The sequence below is a fragment of the Chloroherpetonaceae bacterium genome, from assembly GCA_033763895.1.
Taxonomy (GTDB): domain Bacteria; phylum Bacteroidota; class Chlorobiia; order Chlorobiales; family Thermochlorobacteraceae; genus JANRJQ01.
The window spans coordinates 1-18,905 of sequence record JANRJQ010000013.1; the positions used below are offsets into that span (position 1 = coordinate 1).

The following is an 18,905-nucleotide window of genomic DNA, read 5'->3' on the forward strand; positions in this document are numbered from 1 at the left end:
GCAGGAACACCGTCCATTGTGGCGGAAAGAAGTCGCCCGTGCGATTCACCGGCAGTGAGATATCGGAAAAACATTAAACTGAAATTGATTAGTATTTTTTCAAAAAATTGGACATCCAAAGAATTAATTCTTTGAATTGAATATCAAACATATTGTGAGGGTTCAACCCCTCTTGTATCAAAAGTTCTTGAAGCTTGCTATCAAATTCGTGATAAGCAATCAAAATTTGCCTGTAGCTTAAATGGACAGATGTATGATGAAGAAACCAATTTCGAACAACTTTTATCATTTGCTCCAGAGAATTATGATGAATGCCGATATCACTTCCGGATAAATCTGATAGAAAAGTTTTGTAACGATGACTCTCTCGGTCTAAAACTAAGAGGCGCTTTGTAGCAAATTTAGAAACGCCAGAATATTTAAGCCCAAAATCGAAACCACATTCAAAAGGCATATTCATACGAGGTAACTGATCTTTACGGACATCAACAATAGAATCGACTCTTGAAAGATCATGAATTGAATATTGCGAAGATTTCATCAATCCTTTAATCTGATCAATGCGTGAATGACTCGAATCAACCGTTTCAGATAAAAGGGGTCGATATCCTAAAGCAATAATCGAAAACAATAGAGGTCGGAAAAGGGGGAAGTAATCGTTATCAAATGGGCAGTTAACAAAAACATTACGGTTTCTCATAAATAGGGAGAAAACGAAGAAAAATAAACTAAAAAAATCTAATTAATTATAACCACAGGGCGACCTTTAGAAACCAAATTAGCCTCTTTCATTGCTTTTACTTTATTCGGGACTAAGGCTAATTCGGTATTACGGCCTTCCTCAGCAACGAGCCAGCCATCATGAGATTTAATCACATAAATTTTTGTACCCTTTCGAGCCCCCGCATCTCGAAAAGCTTTACGAAGGCGGCGATTGCGTAAATCAATTTTAGTCATAGTGAATTTTATGGGTTACAAAATGAGTTTACCAATAAAAAGAAAAAATTGGATTTACTCAAAAGTTTGAACACAAATCGCCAACTGTTCGGCTTCATGCTGCTTCAAGAAACCGGTTGCAGGGCTTGCCGACGAAGGTCGCCCGATATAGCGCAGTTTCATTGAAGCCGGAACAATTTCCATCAAGCGAGGCAAAAGAAAACTCCACGCGCCCATATTCTTAGGCTCTTCTTGAACCCACACCACCTCGGTAGCGGTTCCATACTTTTCAAATAAATGCTGCAGTTTCTTTTTTGGGAAAGGATAAAACTGTTCAACCCGAACCACGGCAACATCATGCCGTTGCTCTTTTACACGATACTGATGCAAGTCGTAATAAACCTTCCCGCTGCAAAGCGCAATTCGCTTGACATTGGTTGGCGATTGAACATCATCCAAGACATTATGAAACCGATCGTTCGTTAAATCTTGTGGAACAGAAACGGCAAGCGGATGTCGAAGCAAACTCTTCGGGGTCATCACAACAAGCGGTTTAATATTGCCTGAAATAATTTGGCGGCGAAGCAAATGAAAATACTGTGCCGGCGTTGTGGGGTAAGCCACTTGCATATTGGTTTCTGCACAGAGCTGCAAAAATCGCTCTAGCCGCGCCGAAGAGTGTTCTGGCCCTTGACCTTCATAGCCGTGAGGCAAAAGCAGAACAAGCCCCGACTTCTGCCCCCACTTCGACTCCGTGCTTGCAATAAACTGATCTATCATAATCTGCGCACCATTGGCGAAATCGCCAAACTGTGCTTCCCATAGGACAAGTGAAAGCGGGTCGGCGACGCTATAACCAAATTCAAACCCCATCACCGCAAATTCTGAAAGCAAACTATCAAACACATTGAACTGCGCTTGCGTGGGTGTGATATGCCGAAGCGGAATAAACTCTTCGCCCGTTTCCGTTTCTACAAAGGCCAAGTGGCGTTGGCTGAATGTTCCGCGCGTGCTGTCTTGCCCCGAAAGCCTGACGGGATGACCGCTCAAAACAATACTGCCATAAGCAAGAGACTCGGCAAAGCCCCAATCGATTTGGGTTTGTGAAGCATCGGCACCAAGCAACTGTTTACGTTTTGCAAATTGCTGCTCAAGCTTTTTATTAATCCGAAATCCTTCGGGCAAGCGGAACATCGACTCCACAATTTGTTGCAAGGTTTCAAGCGGGACGCTCGTTTCAGGGTTTCGATTAGTTACAGGCAATTCCTCTTGTGAAATCGCCAAAGTAAGATCAGCCTTTTTCTTTTGCTCGATTTCAGCCTCATCGTGCGTGGCTTTATAGGCTTTGGCTTTCTCGTAGGCTTGATCAAGTTCATCCTTAAATCGATTCATCAAAGCTTCAACCTCGGCTTCGGTGAAACTGCCTTCGCGAATCAAATCTTGCGCGTAGATTTCACGAACCGACGGGCGGTCTTTAATCTTTTTGTAGAGAACGGGTTGTGTGTAAGCCGGGTCATCACCTTCATTATGGCCGTGCCTGCGGTAACACATCATATCAATCACCACATCGCCGCCATAAGTCATTCGGTATTCCAGCGCCATTTGAATCACGCGAATACACGCCTCAGGGTCTTCGCCATTAACATGAAAAATCGGCGCTTGCACCATCTTAGCGACATCGGTGGCATAGAGTGTTGAACGCGCTTCATCCGGACCTGTTGTAAATCCAATTTGATTGTTGATAATGAGATGAATTGTGCCGCCAGTTGCGTAGCCTTTGAGCTTCGAAAGATTCAGCGTTTCAGCCACAACACCTTGTCCGGCAAAAGCCGCATCGCCGTGAATGAGGAACGAAAGCACTTCGCGCTCAGCTTTTCGGCGCGGCTCAGAAAATTGAGAAGCAAAGTTGCTTCGGCGGTCTTGCTTAGCCCGAACGATTCCTTCAACTACTGGATTCACCGCCTCAAGGTGGCTGGGGTTTGACGCTACAGAAACCGTTACTTCCTTACCATTATGACCGGTTCGCTTTCCCGTCGCGCCCAAGTGATACTTCACATCGCCGGAGCCTTGCGTGATTTCACCCGCGGCGAGAGGCAGTTTTTTTCCTTCAAACTCGGCGAAAAGCGTTTCATACGATTTGCCAATTACATTGGTCAAAACATTCAGTCGTCCGCGATGTGCCATACCAATCACCACTTCCTCGGTGCCATAAGTTGCGGCTTCCTTCACCAAGTAATCGGAAATGGCGATGGCCGTTTCACCGCCTTCAATCGAAAAGCGCTTATGCCCTAAAAACTTGGTGTGTAAATAGCGCTCAAACCCTTCGGCACGAATGAGGTTATAGAGAATTTCTTCTTTTTCAGCTTTCGTGAAAATCTTTTTTACGCGGGCATCTTCACAGTGCTGTTGAATCCAACGCTTTTGCTCGAGCGATTGAATGTTCATAAACTCAACGCCGGTTTTTTCGCAATAAGCCGAGCGCAAAATGCCGATGACATCGCGAAGAAGCATTTGATCTTTATTGCCAAAACTCATTGTGATGAATTCGCGATCCAAATCCCAAAGTGTAAGCTCGTAAAATTCAGGGTCAAGCTCGGGATGATAAGTCGGCTCATAGCCCAAAGGATTGATATTGGCAATAAGATGGCCGCGAACCCGATACGCATTAATCATTTGCATCACACGCGCTTGCTTACGAATCACCTCTTCCATATTGACAGCACCACCAAAAGTGATGGTGCTTTTATCGGTCATACTCTTCCAAGGCTTGTAGGGCATTTTGAGATCGGTGAAAATCTCATCATAAAAATTCTCTTCACCTTGTAAATACCGATTGATCAATGCAAGAAACTCGCCGGATTCTGCGCCTTGAATAATGCGGTGATCGTAGGTGCTTGTCGTTGTCATCACTTTACTGATGCCAAGCTGCGCACGTACCTCGGGCGACATTGCTTGATACTCCGGCGGGAAATCAATCGCGCCGGTAGCGATAATCGCACCCTGACCTTCCATTAAGCGCGGCACCGAAGAGGCCGTACCGATTGTTCCCGGATTGGTCAGTGAAATGGTTGTTCCTTGAAAATCGGCCGGGTCAAGTTGGTTCTTGCGCGATTTGGCAATAAGCTTATTGTAAGCGGCAAAAAACTGCGCGAAGTTCATTTGTTCCGCCGATTTGATATTGGGCACCACAAGTGAGCGTGAGCCATCCTTTTTTGTCATATCCACGGCAAGGCCAATGGCAATATGCTGATGCTCGATGCGGTAAGGCTTTCCGGCAACCGTAGCAAACGAAGCATTCATCGCCGCAATTTTTTTTGCCGCTTTAACGATTGCCCAAGCAATGATGTGCGTGAAAGCAATTTTCCCGCCACCCGTTGCGGAAAGGTGCTGATTAATGATAATGCGATTTTCTTCAAGGACTTTCACTGCAATCGTGCGAACACTTGTAGCTGTAGGCACCGAAAGACTTTGCTGCATATTTTCAACAATGCGAACCGCAGTTCCCAAAATGGCAGTCGCTTTTTCGCCATCTCCGAGCTTTAACTCTTCAAGGGTATTGTAGTTTTTACCCATAATGGGTGTGCCTGATTTCGGAACGCCATTGGCTGGAGAAGAAGCGGAAATGCTGCGCGGACTTGAAGAAGCATTTAAATTAGCGGTTTGAATAACTGCGGACTCTTCGTGATATCGCGATTCGTCATGTTCAAGAAGCGACAAATCCACTTTCCCTTGGCGAAGATCATCGAAAAAGAGGCGCCAGCTTTGCTTGACGGCTTCAGGGTTCTTTTCATACTCTTGATAGAGATCTTCAATAAAAAGGGTATTGAACCCAAAGATTTCAACTAATTTTTCTTGAACGGCTTGATCAGTAATGCTCATAAGTTGTCCTTACAATAGAAGTGACAGAAAAAAATTGATTGTTGTTAAGGTGCGGCTTTCGTGCCTGAAAAAAGAGCTGAAAACGAAACCAAAGGCAGTCTTAATTCGATAGTGCGAATGTACGCAAGGGAGGGCAAGTTTTAAGTACTTTACTTATTGAAATTTAAATTTGACTCTAATAAGGTAAAGGAAGAGCATCAAAGGAAGGCAGACTTCAGATGCGCAATTCATTGAGTGATTCAAAACGGAATTAGAACAAGTCGTTGACTCAAGTGTTGATTTTCTCATTAATCAAGAAATGACCAAGGCTTCCTAAATTTCTTCAAAAACAGAAGTGTTACTAAAATTGCTAAATGAAAAGGACTTGGTTCTTTCGTGCATTCAATGCTATTTATTACCGCGAACCCTTCGCTGATAAAATTGCCTCAAGAATCGCGTTGCTATCAAACTGAAGATTTTCCATTCCTTTTTCAACCGAAACTGTTTCCGATTTATCCAACCCCTTCGCCGAAACCGTAGCCGAAGACACTACCTCGCCACTCGCGCGATTGGCAAAGCTCACCAAAGCAGAAACATCTTGCAAAATTAACTCTCCATTTGGCGATTGAACCCGAGCCGCTTCGGTTGATGTAACCGTTGCGGTTATAACCAACGGCGCGCCCGATTTAATCACCGCTCCTTGCTTTTGAAAATACGCCACCATTCGTTTCATCAATTTGACTTTAGCCGCATCACTTCCCACGCCTTGCACCGTGATATCGCAAGTAAAGGGAGAAACTTTTGCCGTATAGTCGAACGAAACGGAAGTCGTTTTTGCAGCTTCTTGCCGAAGCCGATTGCTAAGTTCTGTAAAATCAATCAGAGCCGTTACTTTGCCACGGTTGCTCACCGTGCCTTCGGTGGTGGTCAAAAATATCAGTGATGCAGTTCCTGTTTCATCGGTCACGCTTGAACCGACTTCTCGCTCACCATTCATAAAGAGCACCGTCACCCCGCGAATCGGCGTCTCTTTTCCTGCATCTACCGCAACGGCCTTTACCCTGAGCGGCTGCTCCAAGGCCCGGCCCACTTCACCCGTTTGCTTATCGCCGGCGGATTTTCTTAAGTACACCTTCGAGAGCAATTTCCCTAAACCCGTTTCAATGGCTGCAAGCGAAGCATCTTGCGGGGCTTGATAAGCGTTCCCCGGAAAAATACCGTTATAAAAAACCTGTTTGGGCGTGAACGGCTCATAGGCATTAAGCGCATCGATATACTGCCCAACGGCAGAGGCAATATTTCCGCTTGTCGCATTACTTTCGGCTGCACTAATTTTTGTTCGTGCTCCCGCGACAATTTCATCAAGCTCGGTTCTGAGCTTTTTCATGAATGCGGCTTTTTCCAAAACCATTAGAACATCAGTCGTGCCCTTGACCTTCGAAACGAATTCATCGCCTTGCGTAATAAGGCTGAGATCCATTTTATCCACCACCACTTGAATTCGCTCTTGAAGGTTGGTGATGTTAAAATTTCCTGAAGTGCCCGAAGATGACATTTCACTTAGTGTGGTTGAAGAGGAAACGGTCATTTTCAGTTGCTTGGCAATTGCGTTTCGCGCTTGATCGCGTGCATTTTCGAGTGCTCTTCCGCCGCGTCCGCTTCCGACACCCAGCCAATAGGCGTCATCCGGAAAGCGCGAATCCTTCCCGCTGCTCACCCACGCCGGCGGCACCTGTGCTTCAGCCGTTGCAACCACCTGTAGCGGCGCTAAAGCGGTTGTTTGAGAGGCACATGAAAGTGATAAATGAATCACCAATGCGGTGAGAAGGAGTGAAAACGTTTTTTGAAGAATCCGTTTCATAACATCAGATGTTAGAGTGAGTCAAGTTGAATTTGAATTATCGTTACTTTTCAATCGCCATTAAAATCAATTTATCCTTGACTTGCAGCCTGCGGAGTTTTGCGCCATTGCCTTGAAAAGTTTTGTCCGTTTTCAATTTCTTTTCAAGTTCCTTAAAAAATTCATTAGCCGTTTGAACATTATTTTGGCGGATAGCGAAGTCAATCGTTTGCTCAGTGGCAGCGATTTGCTTGGCTTGCGTCGTAATTCCTTTCAACGCTTCTTCAACCGCATCGGCTAAGGCAAAGGTATCGTTGAATTTACCGGTAATCTTGAAAATCAACTTGAAGTGCCGCCCGCGGTCTAAATCTTCTTTCCAATAGCCACTCACGCGGGAAAGCACTTTTCCAACTGCGTCATTCATTGCTTCTTCAATTACGGCGGCATCAGTAACCGAAGGCCGTTCCGGGCTGTATCCGGTTTCTGAGCCCAAAAGTAATGCCGTGGTAGTTTCGTAGGCCTTGCAAGTCACCGCGGCTTTTTTACCCAGTTTCCCTTGCTCAACCGTTACAGAATAAGTGATATAAATATCGGCACCGATGCTCAATACCAATTGATAGGTAATATCTTCTCCAACGCCCTTAACGGAACCGACGGCACGCGCCAAGTCCGATACAGCATCTTGCTGCTCGGGCACGCGAACTTGATATCGGCGATTGGTTAAAAATGATTCAATGACGGTTGCAGCCGTTTTAAGCTGTGGGTTTTTCGCCATTGCGTCAATTGGGCTTTCTCCTTTGGCAACCGACGGTAAAACCATAATGAAAGGATTACTTTGCGAATCGGTAAGATCGCTTTGCGAAGCCACCGCACCCAAGGATGCCAGAAACTTCTTCAAATTTTCGGTATTGATTCTCACCAACCGCTCAATTCGAATGTTTCCGTTCGACATTTTCACGCGGCTTAAAATCTCTTCACCCGTCCAAGCAATGGCATTTGAAGCATTGAGGGCCTCCGTACCAAAAAATTGATCCTGCACACCCTTAAAGGCATCTTCTTCAGCAGCCGTTTGCAATATTCTATCCGTCGCCTTGAACAACATAAAATAGACCGCACATTTTTGCGCATCTGCAGTGGCTTCGTCCACATCCTTTCCAATTCCTTTTGCGCGAATGGTTACATTGGCAGCATCGTAAACCTCGACAAACACGGCCTCGGTTGAGCGCGGCATTTGTGCCTGAATAGGCCGAGGAAAAAATAAAGAACTTGTTGTTGAAGCACATGCAGAAAGCAGCACAATGTAAAGGCCACTCAGCATTTTTGTGAAGAGTGATCGAATGTTCAACGGTCGAAAACGAAAAAAATTTAACGGTGCCGGCATAAGAGTTGGATTTAAGAATCGTCTTAAAGTTCTTAACAAAAATGAATTTATATACGATGATCAAAAGACTTGTTTCATCGCCTTGCGATGCCTCACAATAAAGGCAAAGAGAGATTTTATGCTTTAAACCAAAAGTCGAAGTATGGCGTCTAAATTCACATCCGAAATTTACAACATTGGAAGTTGAAGTTGAGAAAAAATGATGATGAAATCAGATGGTTCGCGAAAACAGTTTAATTATTGACGAGCAACCGGAATGAAAAATCTCATCTCAAGCATTCAGTTTTATGACCACAATTGTAAGATCGTCATTGACCGAGCCACCATCGGCAGTAAAGGCATTAACGGCGTGGAAGATATCCCCTTTAATTTCAAAAGCGCTTTTCTCTTTTGATTTTTCTACTGTCGAGAGCAAATTTTCATATCCAAATTGATCTCCATTACGAGAAACTGCTTCAATAACGCCATCGGTATAAAGAACAAGCACATCACCCGGTTTCATAAAAATGCGTTGCTCAGAAACAGCACGCTTAAAGAGTTCACAGCCATTACTCTTATCCAGCCCTAAAGCAAGGCCGCTCATCCGTAAAACCCCGGAGCCTTTGCTATGGACAAAAGCAGGAGGGCAATGGCCTGCATTGGCCACCAGCACGCTGTTATCGCTAGAACGAATAACGGCATAAAGAGCACTTACAAATGCCCCCTTATCAAGTCCTTTGGTAATGGCTTCATTGGCACGAATAAGTAGTGACTTGGGGTCGTCAGGATAAATGCGGCAGAGCGATTGAAAGATGCCTTTCATCTCCGCCATATAAAAGGCTGCTGAGGTTCCCTTCCCCGAGACATCTGCGATCACGACTCCGGCATCCAAAACCGTTGTGCCTTCATTGAGTTGTGCAAAATCGTAATAATCGCCCCCTACCTCATAAGCTGGATATGAAACGCCATCAATGTCAAATCCCGGGACTAAAATGGCCGATTGCGGGAGAAGTTTTAATTGAATTTTTTGAGCCACCGAAAGTTCTTGCTCTAGCCGCTTTTTATCGATTAACTCGCGAATCAATCGGGAGTTATCAATTGCGATTGCGGCTTGATCGGCGAAGGTTGTCACCAGTTCGATGTCTTCTTTGACAAAACCATATTCGACATCTTTAGAAACATGTAAAACACCAATGATTTTGCTACGGGCAATCAGTGGCACAGACACCATTGAAGCGATTTCACCTCGGGACTTTTGAGAAAGCTGCGAACGCAATCGAAGCGCAAGTGACTTTTTGGTTGACGCTTCAGGGTTTAAACGCTTATCCAGCAATACATCATCGATTCGGACCGGACGCTTTTCTGCTAAAATTCCACTCCAAATAAATTGAGATGATTTAGAAAAATCGTGAATCGTTTTTAAATCAATATTCTGTTGTGAAACCGTCTTAAACAATCCCCCGCCAGATTGATTTTCTTGAAACTGAACAGTAGGTAATTTCGAAGCCAATTCCCGCTCTTCATTCATTTTTGATGGAGAAAGTTTTGCTTCAAGCGAATAAGGTTGATAAATATCAAACCATACGGATGCCCCATTTCCGAAAGATTCGCTCGCGTAATTGACAAGTGATGAATAAATTTTTTCTTCATCAAAAACATCTGTAATGAATTTGCTCATCGCATAAAGGTTGCGAACTTCTGCAGCCTTTTTCTCGATTGCTTCGGAGGTTGGTAAATAAAAAAGCAAACTCAAAAAGGCCGTTGAGAGGTAAGCGCCCAAAAAAATCGAAATTGCAAACCAAAAGAATGCAGAAGAATTGCTGAAAGCGAGCAGCATTATACCTGCTTCAAAAGCGCCGTAAAGGGAGCCTAAAGCAACCAAAATAGAAATCACTAAAAAAATAGAGCGCAGCTTATCTCGCCGGCTCATTGGCATAATCCAAGACAATCGAAAAATATTCGTTAGCATCATTGCCCCGCCAACGCCTAAAAGAATGCCCGCAATAATATTTGGCTGTTCTCCCGGAAAAGTACCAAGCGAAGCGAGTGCCCCTAGCAATAGAAGACCAATTGTGGTGAGAAAATTGGTTTTGGTGTTTTGCAAACGGCGAAAAAGAACCAAGCGCTCTAGCGCAATCAGTCCAAATGAAAGGAATGTCGCTAAAGAAAGGGAAACGATGTGCGATTTAATTACCGCGTAAAGCGACCCGGCTACAAGAACTTTGGTCTCCTGCGCTTGTTCAAACGAAAATGTTGCCGGAGACATAACGGTGCTCATTAAACTCAGCACCACAATCATGAGCAGTAAATAGGTTGTCCCTTTCTTTAAAATTTCAACCGGCTCAATCCACAAGCCCGAGCCATCAGCATTGTTTTCGATTGAAGATGTGGATTTGAAGTAATCGCGAGAGAAAGAATAGATAACCGCAAAAACGGTTATCGCTAAAATATCTTTAAAGAGCGCAAGCCACGAGAGAATGTAGGGGCTTTTGGCATAGTAAAGCACCACATCTATCGTGAATAATAATAGCTCACAGCCAAGTGCAAGCGTAAAGTATAAATATAAACGGCTACGGTTTTTGGTCATGAATTCAATATAAACAAAACTCTAAGCCTAAGAGGTGAGCCAAAGCGGATCATACAATAAACATACAATCCATCTTGTCACATTCCCCAAATGAAAAAGTGTCAACCAATAAGTGAAATCATGAGATAGCCATCAACATCTCTTTTATTTCGCATTTCTCAAAGAAATGTTTCTTTGTTATAGATCACAAAAAAATTATCCAGAATGAATTGGGTGAAAACGATAGCTGCCACTGACAATTCGTCGTGACAGAAGACTGAAGAAAAGGCCGGTATATGAAAAAATAACAGGCGGCAAAAGCGAAAACTGAATTGTTGAAAACGTGGATGGGAGTTTTCGCTCAAATCAACGAAAAAGGAGCATAAATCAGCAAATGTCCGTTTGGCACGGAAATTGAATTATAGGGAGTGAGAGGTAAGCAAATAGGGTCAAAGTCTTCGGATACGATTCAAGTTTGTCACATCTCGGAAAATAAAAAGTACTTGAGTTAATTATTTCATTCACAACTTTTCTAATCAAACAGGAGGATTCAAATATGTTAGTAAAATTTGATAACGGCAATCCGTTTGCTACAATCGACCGTGTCTTCGACGAAGTGCTTCGTGATAAATTCAATACACTCGTTCCACATACAATTTCTTCCTTCCGAGTCGATATTTCGGAAGATGAAAAAAATGTTTTCCTTGAAGCTGAACTACCCGGTATTAAAAAGGAAGATGTCAAGGTTAGTGTGGAAGATAATGTGTTAACCATCCGTGCAGAGCGAAAGGCTGAAACGGATAACAAAACCAAGAACTTCCGCCGAACTGAACGCTTCTTTGGTTCATTTTCACGAAGTTTCACCTTGGGTGAAAACATCTCTACGGAAAACATCGAGGCAACTTATACCGACGGGGTGTTAAATCTTCGCTTGGCCAAAATCGAGCCTGTTAAAAACATTAAAGAAGTAACGATTCGATAACCGTTTCGCTTTAGACCGTTGATACTTTAAGAGCGCTTGGGAAACCAAGCGCTTTTTTTGTTTTGATTGAGAATTGACGACATTCTACAAGTTCGTGAGCAAAACGGTCACTTCTTAATACCATATTTAAGTCTAATATTTTAGGGAGTTAGTAAAATAAATCGGCCATTTTGTTTTTTTAGGGAACCAATTCAACGCAAATAATCTTTTCATCATCAGTTCATAGTTATACTCCTTTTTCAATGGCGCTTTCGCAGTTTCGTTCATTTTCTGCGGGAGCGCTTTTTTTATTAATCATTTTTTTGAATTCACTTGAATTTTTTTTCCCTTTCTTCAAAGACTCCAAATTCCCACAAAATTCAAAGGCCGTTGATGTTTCACGATAGCGAATGAGAAAAACTAGTAAGTAAAATGTCTGTCAATTTGTCTCTTAACAAACTTTTTGTCATAAAACGGCAATTCAAACAATTGAAGGGTTCAGAAATATGACAATGAATCGGCAATAATGGCATATCATCAGGAAAGATTTAATTGGCACGACATTTGAACTATAATAAGTGAAGTATAGCGTGTTCTTTTCGAAATAAACAAAAGAGCGTGATGAATACAGAAAATCATTAGAAGAGAAACCTCTTAGAAACTCAACGAATTAAAAACCACAACAAGGAAATTTTTCTAACATCATCTTTACAACAATGGGTAAAATAATAGGAATTGATTTGGGAACAACCAACTCATGCGTAGCGGTAATGCAAGGCAGTGAGCCGGTTGTCATTGCAAATTCTGAGGGCTATCGAACAACGCCTTCGGCAGTTGGTTTTGCAAAAAATGGGGATCGCTTGGTTGGTCAGTCGGCAAAGCGTCAGGCAGTAACGAATCCAAAAAATACGGTTTATTCGATTAAGCGCTTTATGGGTCGTGCGCTTACAGAAGTTACGAGTGAAATGAAACTCGTGCCTTATGAAGTATTTTCGTCCGATAACAGCGTGAAAGTTCGAATCGGCGATAAGCAATATTCTCCAGAAGAAATTTCAGCAATGATCCTTCAAAAAATGAAGCAAACGGCTGAAGACTTCTTAGGCGAAAAAGTGACCGAAGCGGTGATTACCGTTCCGGCGTACTTTAACGACGCACAGCGCCAAGCCACAAAAGATGCAGGCAAAATTGCAGGGCTAGAAGTGAAGCGTATTCTTAACGAACCGACTGCAGCCGCATTGGCTTATGGTTTGGATAAAAAGAAAGCCAGCGAAAGAGTGGCCGTCTTTGACCTTGGTGGCGGAACCTTCGATGTCTCGATTCTTGAACTCGGCGACGGCGTCTTTGAAGTTCGCTCAACCGACGGCGATACGCATCTTGGTGGCGACGATTTCGATCAACGCTTAATCGATTTCCTTGCCGATGAATTCAAAAAGCAAGAAGGCATTGATTTACGTAAAGATCCAATGGCACTTCAACGCTTGAAAGAAGCTGCTGAAAAAGCAAAAATTGAACTTTCATCTCGCACTGAAACAGAAGTGAACCTTCCCTTCATTACCGCTACGCAGGATGGACCAAAGCACTTGGTGGTGAATGTAACACGCGCCAAATTTGAAGGGCTCTGCGCCGATCTCTTTGACCGTATGCTTGAGCCTTGCAAACGCGCCCTGAAGAATGGAAAAGTTGATATTGACCAATTGGATGAAGTGGTGCTTGTGGGCGGTTCAACCCGTATTCCGAAGGTTCAGCAAATGGTGAAGGATTTCTTCAAGAAAGAACCCAACAAGAGCGTCAATCCCGATGAAGTGGTGGCCATTGGTGCAGCCATTCAAGGCGGCGTACTCAAGGGTGATATTACCGATGTGCTTCTTTTGGATGTCACGCCGCTTTCGCTTGGTATTGAAACCTTGGGCGGTGTGATGACAAAACTCATTGATTCCAATACCACTGTTCCAACGCGGAAATCGGAAACGTTCTCAACGGCTTCTGATAGCCAAACCTCGGTGGAAATTCATGTGCTTCAAGGCGAACGCCCGATGGCCGTTGATAACAAAACGCTCGGTCGATTCCACTTGGATGGTATTCCGCCGGCACCGCGTGGCGTTCCGCAAATTGAAGTGACTTTCGATATCGATGCCAACGGTATTCTCTCCGTTTCTGCCAAAGATAAAGCCACAGCAAAAGAGCAGAAGATTCGCATTGAAGCGAGCGGCAAACTTTCGGATGCGGAAATTCAAAAAATGCGTGAAGATGCCAAGGCTCATGCCGAAGATGATAAGAAGAAAAAGGAAGAAGCGGATATCAAGAACACCGCCGATACACTTGTCTTTTCAACCGAAAAGCAACTCAAGGAATTGGGCGATAAACTTCCAACAGATGCTGCCTCGGGCTTGCAGCGTGCACTTGATGAATTGAAAGATGCACAAAAAACAGGCAGCACCACAGCTATAAAAGCTGCAGTTGAAAAACTAAACGCCGAGTGGAGCGAAGCCTCGAAGAAACTGTACGAAGGCTCTGCGAACCCGATGGGTGCTTCTGGCCCTAGCGAAGGTGGTAATGGCGCGTCGCAAAAAGGAAGTGCCGGTAAAGACGGCGAAGTAAAGAACGCTGATTTTGAAGTGGTTGATGATAAATAAGCGGATGGGTTAAATCGTCCGAAAGGGCTGTGTAAATGCACAGCCCTTTTCTTTTTATGCCTCTTTTTTGTTTCTTTTTTTCGATATTGAATAAAGGCTTTTGAAGTACAACATTTTAATCATTATTGATATGCCGATTACTCGTTCAGGAAATGTGGTGCATAAGTTGGATAAATACTTCATCACACAAGCCAAGCGCGGCGACCGCGGGAAACTGAAACTTACCATTGCCTCAGCCGCCGGTTATGGCAGGCTTTCAAACACCGAGGAAATGAAACGCAAATTACAAGAAGGCCAACTTCAAGTGTGTGTGCTTTCCTCAAATGAAGACATTGCGATTCGTACCGAAGACACGGTTAAACTCAATGAAGAACGCTATAATATGGATTATGATAGCCGTGGTGTCAAGTGGACCGTTCGCGAGATGCAGGTTTTTGTGAATCCAAATAACAACGAACTTTCCGTCGAAGTGCGTGGACGCGTTTACACGCTCGACGAATTTTTCAAGTAAGAGGGGACTTCAACCAAACAACACTCTTCTTTGAAGAACACATAAAACGCGCTCGGTGGGAAATACCACCCTTGCGAAACGTACAGCTTCACAGCCTACAGCCCGCAAAAAAATAAAAAGGTGATACGGAAGGTATCACCTTTTTTTCTTTGTGGAAAAAACGGTTTCGGGCTTTGTGCTCGGGTGGGTTTCGCTTCGCTGACTTACAGTTCGGAGCACTTCACAAAGTAGCACCGGAGTTAAAACTGTCAACTCAGCACTGTTCTTGAATAAAAGCACAAAACTCCAAGATTTCACGTCTCCCGCCTGACGCCTGACGTAAAGCCCGTGAAATGTGTAGCCTTTCTTATTTTGTCAGTTAATATAAGCATACTTGCCCTTGTCCAATTTGTAATACTGATGCGATCACATCTTCCCTAACTTTGTTATCGTATAATTTTTCAATAGCCCAACCAACCAAGTCAACTGCTGCTAAACATCCTGCTGCTGTTCCGATATTTCCGTGTATCACCAAATGTTTGTTGTCTAAAACCTCAACACCATAACTTTTCAAAGCCTCAAATGCAGTAGGATAAGTTGTTGCAGAAAGTCCTGTTAAATGTCCAAGTGCGGCAATAATTAATGCACCTGAACACATAGAACAAATAATTTGACTGTTGGGGTCAAGGTTGAACCGTTTTAAATAATTTTCGTCCTTGATAACATTTCTTGTCCCGGGTCCACTTCCAAAAAATACAATGTCCGCATCATTGCACTCTTCAATAAGTCCGTGAGTTTTCAGGTCAAGCCCGCACACAGATTTGTGGTATGTTTCTGTTCCAACAATTTTTACTTGAAACTCTTTGTAACGAATTTTAACTCGGTTAAGCAAGTCCCACGCTAAAAAAATATCAATGTCTGTGAACTTGTCAAATGTTACTAATACAGCTTTTTTCATTTTATAATTGTTTGTTTTGTTGTCGTCAAAAGGTTACACATAACGTTTTCGTGATTTGCGTTCGGGCGGGTTTTGCTTCGCTGATTTTCAATTCGGAGCAGAAATTTCCAAGTATATAACGACCAGACTAACGCAAAATCCTTATCAGTACTACTTTTTATCAAGATCTAAATAATAGAGCTTTGCAGCCTGCTCAATTTCATCATCAAACTCTGTATCATACTTAAAGGAATACAATATCCATTTATCATTTGGTTTATAAAATTCAAAGGTAAACCTCATTGGTTGTCTCTCGTATTTTACCAAATATGAATACAGCACAAAACTATCGGAAAACTGTTTTTTAGTTATTGGCTCATATCCGTAGTATTTTCCAACATAGTCAACAATAAAACCATTGACATCCTTCTTTATTTTTTCTATTCCATCTTTAATTCTTGATGTCCAAGGGTTAGTTGCATAAAGGTCATCTAATGCCTTGTTTGTATTTTTGCTATACTCTTTGAAGAAGCTATTAATAAGTTCTTCAGGTGTCGTTTGACCGAAAGAATTTACAGACAATAATGTCAAGAATGCAACTAGCACAATTTTTTTCATATTTCTTTTTTTAGTTTTAATGAATAAGATTTGGCACTTGGTTTAGTGCCGGTTTTAGCTTCAAAGATTTTTAATTCGAAGAACAAAACTGTCAAATTGTACTGAATTTAATATAGATCAAATCTCCAAGTTTATCAGTCAACATTCCTGTGTAAAACCTGCGTAATAGGCAGTTATTTTATTTCTCATTCGTGTCTATTAGTTCAATAATTAACTCTCTTAAAGTATTTACATCACTTTCAATTGTTCCTTTCATATATCGTTCGTAAGTACTTTTGTTGTCTGGTGGGTTTAGATTTAGTGTCAACTCTTTCTCTAATGCCAATAGTCTTAAAAACTCTCTTTGTGTTCGCCCGTTTCCTTCTCTGAATGGGTGTAAATAGTTGACATTATCTAAAATTTCAGCCAATTTCTCGGAAAGTAGTTTTTTATTGTCTTTCGGAATTTTCTTGAACTCAGCAATTAATTGGTCAATGTGTCTGAATGCGTTGACAAAGTGTGAAGTAGGGAAGAACTGTTTGCCATCTTTGCTAATTTCAACTGTTCGCTTTTTGCCAGCCCAAATGTAAATGTCTTGAAATAAATGTTTGTGAATGTCAAAAAGGCTGTCAATGCCCTTTATTTGTATGGGATTATCGTAAAGTTCTTGAAGTCGTTTAGTTACTGCACCACTTTCAACAAAAATCAATACATCGGGGTCTGTAATGTCTAAAATGTTCCTTAAAAGTCCAGTCTTTGGATCAGTGTAGATAAAGTCGGGGTCAATATATTTATAAGAATTAGACATAGGCTTTTTGTTTGGCTAATCTCACGAGTTCTATTAGCGATATTTTGCCAGTCACATAGTCCCTTATGATTTCAATACCTTTTGGTGTCGGTTTAAAGCCTTCAAACATATTACTCCCCAAGGCATTTGCAGTGTTTTCCAAGGTTTTCAAGTCCGAAAACTTAACTCCCATTATTGTCAGGTTACTTCTATCTATTTCTATCGTGTTGTACATTTTTTATGTCTTAAATCCTTTCTAAGCTTACAAAATATTTAGGTCAAAAGCTTGACACTGCCGCATCAAAAATGCTTATATCCTTTCCCGGCTTTGCGTTCGAGAAGGTTGAAAACTTAAAGTATTCAATACTAACAGGTTGAAAAAAAAATAATACAATTATAAAGTTAAAACAAAATTAATGTTAATTACTTCTAATTTTTAGCATTTGAAATAATTAAGTTTAGTTCATTTTGTAGTGAATCAAATTGTTCATTGGTTTTGAAAAGGACATGAAATCTTTTTTGATATTTACTCCAAGCAATTTCACCAACATTATCATTTTCTGAAACAGCCGAATCTGCATTGATACTATTATAAATCTCACCGCTTTCTTTTAGCTGATCCAATTGCATATCGATTTTTTTCATAATTACATAGACATAGTCATTTCTTGATACCAAAATAAAAAAATAGTCCGGAGGAAAGGGATCAATATCTTGCGTAAATCCTCCAATACATCTATATATTTGATGATTACTATTTGAAGTGTCGATTTCAAAGAAATATATTTTTGCATTTGCATCAGATGCTAAAGCAGTAAATATAGCTTCCAACTGCTCTTCAAAAAGATTTCTAATAGAATTAATATTTTTCTCTTTAAAGTGACTATAAAATAAATTCTTGGAGGTTATAAAAATTTCTGAATTTTTATAATCTATCACAAGACCATCAAGTTTTCCAAATCCCACTTCATTTATTAATGTTTCTAAATTTATTTTTCAGGATTTAATAATACTATCTTTAGTTGAGTTAATTAATATATCTTTGAGAATTTGTTCTAAAGCTAATAATGAGGCATTGTTTAGCTTAACTATATTACTACCAAAACCAGATTTCTTATCAAGTTCGGCTTCAAAATAATAAATGGAATTATCACGTTTTTTTATATATTCCAATTCAAGATTTTGCTCTGATTTTTCGATAAACTCTTGCTCAATTTTATTTTCACTTTTATTTGAACAAGCATTTATAATTATAATTAAAAGAAGAAATAAAATCTTTTTCATATTTTTTTATGCCTTATTCCGAAAAATTCCCTCAGTTGCAATCTTTTAGAGTTTTCTTTGTTATTTCTTTTTATTAATGAAATTTAATCATTGTAAGTTTTCCGCTTTAACCAGCTCATGTCATTCTTATTTGTCTTTCAGTATTGGAAATTTGTATGAGATTAGTTGAAGGAACGAGGTTTTGAATTTAGAAAAGACGACGGATTTTTGAAAGAACTTTTTTTCTCTCCGCTTTTTCTAATAATAGAACACGGATAACGCTGATGAAACTGATTCGCACGGATCAACGTCACTAATCCATTTAATCTGTGTCATCTGTGTTCTATTTGAATATGGTGGATTAATAAGGTTCTGTGGCTTCGAAAGGCTCAACCACCTAATTTGTAAGCGTGCTGAAAATCGGAGATTTCTCGCTTTGCTCGAAATGACTTTAACCTTGTTACGGAGGTTTCGACACTTCGACAAACTCAGTGCGGCGCAGGCTCAACCCCCTCGTTTTGTGGTGTGCGGAGCTGCGGAGATTTCTCGCTTCGCTCGAAATGACATGCTTTTTTGCTTTGTTCCTTTCAGATTCCGGACAAGCCGGAATGACGGCGTAAAAGTGTTTGGCTCATGCACGGTGGTTTCGACAGGCTCAACCACCTTTTTGTTATGAC

The 18,905-nt window shown here is 41.6% G+C and carries 16 protein-coding genes; 3 read left to right on the forward strand and 13 right to left on the reverse strand.

Annotated elements, in window-relative coordinates:
* Positions 1-88 precede the first annotated feature (88 nt).
* From SFU91_13350 to SFU91_13375, 6 genes are all read right to left on the reverse strand, one after another.
* Positions 89-700, reverse strand: a complete 612-nt coding sequence (locus SFU91_13350) for a hypothetical protein (protein MDX2130013.1) — start codon at positions 698-700, stop codon at positions 89-91.
* A 38-nt stretch (positions 701-738) separates the two neighbouring features.
* Entirely contained in the window at positions 739-957 is a 219-nt protein-coding gene (locus SFU91_13355; protein ID MDX2130014.1) for a hypothetical protein, read from the reverse strand.
* Between the two features lie 54 nt (positions 958-1,011).
* The gene (locus tag SFU91_13360) at positions 1,012-4,815 is read right to left on the reverse strand and encodes a multifunctional oxoglutarate decarboxylase/oxoglutarate dehydrogenase thiamine pyrophosphate-binding subunit/dihydrolipoyllysine-residue succinyltransferase subunit (protein ID MDX2130015.1); all 3,804 of its coding nucleotides are present in this window, start codon (positions 4,813-4,815) and stop codon (positions 1,012-1,014) included.
* A gap of 394 nt (positions 4,816-5,209) precedes the next feature.
* On the reverse strand, positions 5,210-6,655 hold the full coding sequence (locus SFU91_13365; GenBank protein ID MDX2130016.1) for an LPP20 family lipoprotein: 1,446 nt from the start codon (positions 6,653-6,655) through the stop codon (positions 5,210-5,212).
* Positions 6,656-6,698: 43 nt separating this feature from the next.
* Positions 6,699-8,015 carry a DUF6175 family protein gene (locus tag SFU91_13370; GenBank protein ID MDX2130017.1) on the reverse strand — a complete coding sequence of 439 codons (1,317 nt, stop codon included), beginning with the start codon at positions 8,013-8,015 and terminating at the stop codon, positions 6,699-6,701.
* A 271-nt stretch (positions 8,016-8,286) separates the two neighbouring features.
* A complete protein-coding gene (locus SFU91_13375; GenBank protein MDX2130018.1) occupies positions 8,287-10,581 on the reverse strand; it encodes a PP2C family protein-serine/threonine phosphatase in 2,295 nt (764 codons plus the stop codon).
* Positions 10,582-11,116: 535 nt separating this feature from the next.
* On the opposite strand from SFU91_13375, the gene SFU91_13380 reads away from it, so the two are divergent.
* From SFU91_13380 to pscD, 3 genes are all read left to right on the forward strand, one after another.
* Positions 11,117-11,542 (forward strand): Hsp20/alpha crystallin family protein, encoded by a 426-nt coding sequence (locus SFU91_13380; GenBank protein MDX2130019.1) that lies wholly within the window; start codon positions 11,117-11,119, stop codon positions 11,540-11,542.
* Between the two features lie 695 nt (positions 11,543-12,237).
* On the forward strand, positions 12,238-14,154 hold the full coding sequence (gene dnaK / locus SFU91_13385) for a molecular chaperone DnaK (protein MDX2130020.1): 1,917 nt from the start codon (positions 12,238-12,240) through the stop codon (positions 14,152-14,154).
* Positions 14,155-14,284: 130 nt separating this feature from the next.
* Complete coding sequence (gene pscD / locus SFU91_13390) at positions 14,285-14,665, forward strand: photosystem P840 reaction center protein PscD (protein MDX2130021.1); 381 nt, start codon at positions 14,285-14,287, stop codon at positions 14,663-14,665.
* 358 nt (positions 14,666-15,023) lie between these two features.
* Here pscD and SFU91_13395 read toward each other — a convergent pair whose 3' ends face one another.
* The 7 genes from SFU91_13395 to SFU91_13425 all read right to left on the reverse strand — a co-directional run bounded on the left by SFU91_13395 (position 15,024) and on the right by SFU91_13425 (position 18,891).
* Positions 15,024-15,602: a DJ-1/PfpI family protein gene (locus tag SFU91_13395; GenBank protein ID MDX2130022.1), complete on the reverse strand. Its 579-nt coding sequence runs from the start codon at positions 15,600-15,602 to the stop codon at positions 15,024-15,026.
* Positions 15,603-15,752: 150 nt separating this feature from the next.
* The gene (locus tag SFU91_13400; protein ID MDX2130023.1) at positions 15,753-16,199 is read right to left on the reverse strand and encodes a hypothetical protein; all 447 of its coding nucleotides are present in this window, start codon (positions 16,197-16,199) and stop codon (positions 15,753-15,755) included.
* Positions 16,200-16,377: 178 nt separating this feature from the next.
* Positions 16,378-16,986 carry a Fic family protein gene (locus SFU91_13405; protein MDX2130024.1) on the reverse strand — a complete coding sequence of 203 codons (609 nt, stop codon included), beginning with the start codon at positions 16,984-16,986 and terminating at the stop codon, positions 16,378-16,380.
* Positions 16,979-17,200 (reverse strand): antitoxin VbhA family protein, encoded by a 222-nt coding sequence (locus SFU91_13410; protein MDX2130025.1) that lies wholly within the window; start codon positions 17,198-17,200, stop codon positions 16,979-16,981. The genes SFU91_13405 and SFU91_13410 overlap by 8 nt, the downstream gene beginning before the upstream one ends.
* Before the next feature lie 194 nt (positions 17,201-17,394).
* Positions 17,395-17,931, reverse strand: coding sequence for a hypothetical protein (locus SFU91_13415; protein ID MDX2130026.1), 537 nt, complete (start codon positions 17,929-17,931; stop codon positions 17,395-17,397).
* Positions 17,932-17,961: 30 nt separating this feature from the next.
* On the reverse strand, positions 17,962-18,249 hold the full coding sequence (locus SFU91_13420) for a hypothetical protein (protein ID MDX2130027.1): 288 nt from the start codon (positions 18,247-18,249) through the stop codon (positions 17,962-17,964).
* 483 nt (positions 18,250-18,732) lie between these two features.
* Positions 18,733-18,891: a hypothetical protein gene (locus tag SFU91_13425; GenBank protein MDX2130028.1), complete on the reverse strand. Its 159-nt coding sequence runs from the start codon at positions 18,889-18,891 to the stop codon at positions 18,733-18,735.
* Positions 18,892-18,905: the final 14 nt, after the last annotated feature.